Here is a 5,614-nt window from a genome sequence, read left to right on the forward strand (position 1 = left end):
ATCTTATTTGATCAACTTTTTTTAGTCCACTTATTATTTTTTTAAAAATTCTTTTAATTCATTTACACTATATGCTGGTCTTCTTTTATGCAGCATAGCATGACAGTTTGGACAAACAGGCTTTAAATCATTTATAGGATCTACTACATAAGATTCCCCAATCGAACTAATTTCCTTTTCATGATGTACATGAATAAAGTCTCTTCCAACTTCTCCATAAGCTTTCTCAAAATTAAAACCACACACAACGCAATCATATCCATAATGTGTTAAGCAAGCTTCGCGAGCATCTTTATTACGTTCATATCTATTTACTGTAGAAGTTTTCTTAGCACCTTCTATGTATTTTTTTCGTTCAATTGTAGCTTTAGTCACTTCATTAATGGTAGTTGGCTCGATCAAACTCCATTCAATATGTACGGGCGAAGTATCTTCATAATTAGCTGGAATTCCTAACCCTTGATAAATGAAGTGTGGATCATTACTGTTATCGCGTGTGAAAATATGTACTTTATACTGACCACTTATCATGTTTTGAATTGTAGGTGTATTTAATGAATGGTTTCCTTTACTGTACCAAAACAAAGCATCTTTTGTGAGGATATTTGGATAATCATGGCCTGTTCGACCAGCCGCATTAATATTAGCAAAAATAAAATATTCATCACTAAATGAAGTGTAACCTGTCGTCCAGTTTCCACCTATATTATTTGGATCAGGTGCGCCTATAAGAGCTTTTATTTCTTTTCTTGTGTATTTTTTGTTAACTTCGAAACTCATAAACATTCCTCCTATACTTTGAAATTAACATAATAAACTTATTTTCTCAAATTTGACCTTATTTTACTTATAATGAAAATAATAGAATAAAATATAATTTATTTAAATGGAAGATCCTATATCATATATATAATAATTATGATCTTAATCTATCATTCCTTATTATTCCATTTGCTGGTATGGTGAAAGAGGAGGGATTTGATGAAGAAAATATTATTGAGTATAGCAATTATTTTTGGATTTAATATAGTTACAGACAATGTATTTAGTTCGGAAATGGAAGCAAATGCAAAGAAGAAGATTACAATGACTCAAGTGAAAAATTTAAGTAAAAAAGGAAAGCTTCCTGAAGATAAAGCGAAAATTGGCATGACCTATGGAAAACTAAAAAATTATATCCAGATGGAAAATTGGATAGTAGTATGTTTAATTTAACTTATGACAATATGAAAATAGTTAATGGTACTAGATACTATCTAAACGTAGATTCTCTAAAAGATTTAAAATCCAGTACTAAAGTCATTGGCATAAAGAAAACCTACTTTAAGTATGATTTTGCTACTATTCCAACAAAAAAGGTTATGAATAAGTCTTTTCCTAAAAAGGAAAAAATAGAATTACCTGAAACGCATGGAGTTACAGAGTTAGAGAAAAACATTTATAAAACAGGTAAATATAATATTACTAGCGATATTTATGAGGTTGATATGTTTCCAGATTTTGTAGCATTATCAGTTGGTACAAACTTAGGAATTGTGATTAGTGCCTTCGATTTACCTTATTAAAATTGGGTGCAGCCAAAATTTTTCTATGATACAAATTTTAAATAACTTTATATGCAAAGTAGTGAAAAAACGCCGCTCCGGAAGTTGATCTGGGGCGGCATTTTATAATTATAGTCGCTATGAGTAGACAAATAAGATATGGTCATTTAGTATGATATATAAGCGTCTATACTTATATTATTAGTGTTAGTGTTAGATAGTATCACTAGATGGGTGGTGATACAATGTATATTAAGAACTTCGAAAAAATACCTAGATTTTGTAATGTTTTATCACATTATGCAGACATAATATATTATTTCTTGAGCTTAATATAGATTGTAAAATCCTATCAATTCTTTTAAAAAGAAGCGATAGGTAATCACCACCACCACAAATAAATAATTGAAATATATAGTGGAACAGCTTTATACGTCGAGAAAGCTCTTTTTTTTTGCTCAAATTTAATTAATAAAAATTAAAATATCACAATTTATAAGGATAAACGGTCTTTTAGATTAAGAAGTACGCTTTATATATAAATGAAAAATTAGAATAGAAAGAGGAAATAATAGATTTTAAGTAAACATTTCTCAAAAACCTCACATTTTTTTACCTAAAAAACGAACAAGGGTTCCCTTTTCTTATGCTTTCGCCTCCTCAGCGCCTCGTCCATTTTTTAATGGGTGAAGGTGAAGGCTCTGCAAGATCTACTCGGCAGGCGGGCGAGCCAGCAAGCTGTCTCTGCCATCGCCGCCGAGCAGCTCTTTCATAGCCTTTTTATTTTTATTATGGACTTCGGCGCTGAGGAGGCGAGGTCTTGGGGTCCGAAAAATCAAAAATCTCGCAAAAAAATGTGGGATATTTTTTTATCTAAAAATACGAACAAACGTTCCCGTTTATCCTAAAATCTGCTATAATATACGTGTGGAAAGGATAAGAAAACAAGGAGTGATACTTATGAAAAATGCTTTAACACTACTGTTTTACGACATCGGCATCAGCCGAAAAACACTAGACTGGCTTTATCATAACGCGGATCAGGAAACATACCGCAAACTTCTTTACGAAAACCTCGACATAGCCATTTTGTCCGACAAAGATCGAGAGTTGCTGCGCGACTCAAAGCGAGTTGCCGGCAGCTACGAGCGAGTGAAAAAGATACTTCGCAATCATCAACATTATGGCATTAAGTGCGTCAGCCAATATGACACCCACTATCCTCAACAACTACGAAATATAAAGAAACCACCTCTGTTTCTATTTTATAAAGGCGATCTAAGCCTCCTAAATCAGCCAGCACTCACAGCAGTCGTTGGCACACGCCAACCAAGTAACGACACCGTAGAAAATATCCATCATCTCATAAAACAACTCACAACTAGAGAAGTCCCAACAATCAGTGGCCTAGCCTTAGGAACTGACACCGAGGCACACAAAGCAACAATAGCCAACGGCGGCAAGACGATCGCTGTACTCCCATCATCGCTCACAGACATTTACCCACGCTCAAATGCATACTTAGCAAATAAAATCGCCAATAGTGGCGGACTTACCATTACGCCTTTTTACCGTCCAGAAATCCATAAGTACCAATTCATTGAACGTAATCGCATTGTGGCTGCATTAAGCCGTTTGGTCATAATTGCGGAATGCAAAGAAAAAAGCGGTACGATGCATACAGCTCGCTTTGCTCATGACTTCAACCGCCAACTATTTTGCTTTAACAATCAATCATCAGGCATACGCAAAATCAAAAATGAGTATGGCGCACGCACATACTACGGCCTCCAATCTCAAAAAGTCTAATGGTGCAATGTTTGCACCATTTTCTATTAAAAGAAAGGAAGATCAATATGATTTTAGCTATTTTTGATAAAGAAAAAATTTTAACTGAAAACGGGAAAGCGCGCATTCACCACCTAAGTGTAGGATCTGGGCTTGCAAAACCAAATAACCTCGTTATATTTGCGCAACACGATGAAGGAAATACATATGTCTATGCCTCTGCGCGTTTAGTTGAACAAGAAGAGTTTGATCAGTGGCGTTTAAGCACCATCCGTCCTTTCGTGGCGGAACGCCAACTACTCTATGCATCTAAAATCCAAGAACTTGAAAGCGATGCAGTGCATTTCCTTCATGAAAATCTAAAAATGACAAAAACGCTAGAGAAGATGTGCATAGATAATGCGTCCATTGAGTTAGAAATCGCGTACAATATCCTCGATGAAAATCTCTGGATGAGCGATCTCTTACTCAGCGACCGCCGAATTACGCCACAATACACTGATCAGGATCTACTCCGCTCCGCCTACCAGATGGCAGATGAAGTCCGCGCATTTGCTGAGCAAATGAGTGACTTTGAGCATCTCTTTGAAAATCCCGATATAGAGAAAAGTATCATCGACCTGCTGGCAGAGGACGATGAATAATAGGCGTACACTAGGCTAAGGGAAGGGTGCCTCCCCTCCCTTTTTCGGTGCGAGGGGGGATGCGTTCAGTTAACATCGAAAGAACCAGTAAATCTGGACGACGCATACCGTTTTTTTGGGCTATAATATTGCAACTCACCCAAATCTGAAAACCTCTCTTTTTCGTACGCTTCGGGTGGTGCCGCCACCTGAGCCCAAAAAATTTCAAATTGCAAGGGCGCCTGAGTGGAGATTTTTTTGCACGGTCTTTGCAAAAAAATACTACTCTCCCTTGCAATTTGAAAAGGTCACCGAAAGTAGAACGTTCTTCAATAAGCCCCATCTAATAACTGTTCTTTACTATTAGAATAAAAGAGTGAAAAAATATATAAACAAATGTAGAAATATGTATATAAACGTGTAGAAATTTGTTTAAAAGTCTTTTAAACCCTGATACAAAAGAATCTATGCAAAAATATACATTTGTATATAAATATGTGGAAACATGTATATACAAATGTAGAAACGTGATTGTATGGCATTTGTGGGCCAAAATTGATTTTTTGAATAATGAGTACATCGCGCACTTTTTTGAGATTTTGAGAGCGCCAATCTTTGTGGAATCCTCACTGAGAAAGGACTTGACGCTGAGAATGGGCATGATACTATGCTTCCCATTAGGGAGCTAGCTTTTTTTTCAAAGCTGGCTTCCTAGCTCCCAAGTCATGCCCATCGAGGCTCCGTGTCAAGTCCTTTCTCAATCACATTTACTTTGTTAACGGAAGTTACTATATGTTGGGGGATATTGAGTAGATTGGCGACTGAGTGCGCGGTAGATTACTTTAATGGGTTTGGAACGGTAAATCGCAGGCATTCACTAAGAATGCCGAGAATTTAAGGAGTTCCAAATCCATCACACACTGTTTTCGCGGTTAGCATCGCAGCCGTCTCTAGAACATGGAAGGGCTGAATGATCACAAGTTGGAGACATTTGGCTCCAACGTGATCAGAAGCACTTCTCATGCTGACACTTTGACTGCGATGCTTTATCCCTGAGTTTTGGGCGGCATTCCATAATGAGCGCAAGGCACCGCACGGATCACTATAAAAATGGGGGCTGCTGGATGTCGATGGCGGAGACACTTGTTGGCTCCGCCCGACAGACAGTAGACACCAAAATGAAGCGACTTTGTTGCGGTGCCAATTCAATAGAAAAACACGCGTGTCGCGGTGGTTTTCCGCGATGTGCGTGTTTTTTCCTTTTTCTCTGTATGATCGTTCACTATATTTTCAGCTGCTCACATTGAATGAGGAGAGAGGCATCGCACATACACTTTTTTAAAGACTGAGCATGACTGGTTCAAAAGAATAAAGACACGCGGTTTTCGTGGCTTTATTCTTCCAGGCATGATCAGTCTTATTATTGTTTACTAGAAGCGATGCCGAACCATGCAGTTACATAAAGAAAACCCATGCAACAGCATGGGTTTTATCCATTCCTAAGTAATGCGGTTCACTGAGTTCATAGCTGTTTACAAGGCCCCGCTGCTCACTATGTAGGCAACTTCGCAGATCTACAACAAATAAGGAAGCCGAAAAAGCGGAGCGTCGGCTGACGTGCCCCCTCCCCCTAGGAACGTCTCCCCCAAATAAAATCCC

At 37.6% G+C, this 5,614-nt stretch carries 5 protein-coding genes; 4 read left to right on the forward strand and 1 reads right to left on the reverse strand.

The annotated features are described in order from the left end of the window. Window positions 1-33 precede the first annotated feature (33 nt). Window positions 34-780 carry a DUF3427 domain-containing protein gene (locus KMHG_RS19640; protein ID WP_010291228.1) on the reverse strand — a complete coding sequence of 249 codons (747 nt, stop codon included), beginning with the start codon at window positions 778-780 and terminating at the stop codon, window positions 34-36. 201 nt (window positions 781-981) lie between these two features. Here KMHG_RS19640 and KMHG_RS16510 point away from each other — a divergent pair, with 201 nt between their 5' ends. From KMHG_RS16510 to KMHG_RS16530, 4 genes are all read left to right on the forward strand, one after another. Continuing rightward, window positions 982-1,215: a hypothetical protein gene (locus tag KMHG_RS16510; protein WP_010291229.1), complete on the forward strand. Its 234-nt coding sequence runs from the start codon at window positions 982-984 to the stop codon at window positions 1,213-1,215. Beyond that, entirely contained in the window at window positions 1,203-1,565 is a 363-nt protein-coding gene (locus KMHG_RS16515) for a hypothetical protein (protein WP_010291230.1), read from the forward strand. The genes KMHG_RS16510 and KMHG_RS16515 overlap by 13 nt, the downstream gene beginning before the upstream one ends. A gap of 939 nt (window positions 1,566-2,504) precedes the next feature. Beyond that, on the forward strand, window positions 2,505-3,353 hold the full coding sequence (locus KMHG_RS16525; RefSeq protein WP_010291232.1) for a DNA-processing protein DprA: 849 nt from the start codon (window positions 2,505-2,507) through the stop codon (window positions 3,351-3,353). A 47-nt stretch (window positions 3,354-3,400) separates the two neighbouring features. Continuing rightward, complete coding sequence (locus KMHG_RS16530) at window positions 3,401-3,976, forward strand: hypothetical protein (protein WP_010291233.1); 576 nt, start codon at window positions 3,401-3,403, stop codon at window positions 3,974-3,976. Window positions 3,977-5,614 lie beyond the last annotated feature (1,638 nt).

It is taken from the genome of Kurthia massiliensis (assembly GCF_000285555.1).
Taxonomy (GTDB): domain Bacteria; phylum Bacillota; class Bacilli; order Bacillales_A; family Planococcaceae; genus Kurthia; species Kurthia massiliensis.

Bases quoted from the DNA above. Each gene is read 5' to 3' on its own strand.
- KMHG_RS19640 (WP_010291228.1), bottom strand. From the start codon at position 780: ATGAGTTTCGAAGTTAACAAAAAATACACAAGAAAAGAAATAAAAGCT.
- KMHG_RS16510 (WP_010291229.1), top strand. From the start codon at position 982: ATGAAGAAAATATTATTGAGTATAGCAATTATTTTTGGATTTAATATA.
- KMHG_RS16515 (WP_010291230.1), top strand. From the start codon at position 1,203: ATGTTTAATTTAACTTATGACAATATGAAAATAGTTAATGGTACTAGA.
- KMHG_RS16525 (WP_010291232.1), top strand. From the start codon at position 2,505: ATGAAAAATGCTTTAACACTACTGTTTTACGACATCGGCATCAGCCGA.
- KMHG_RS16530 (WP_010291233.1), top strand. From the start codon at position 3,401: ATGATTTTAGCTATTTTTGATAAAGAAAAAATTTTAACTGAAAACGGG.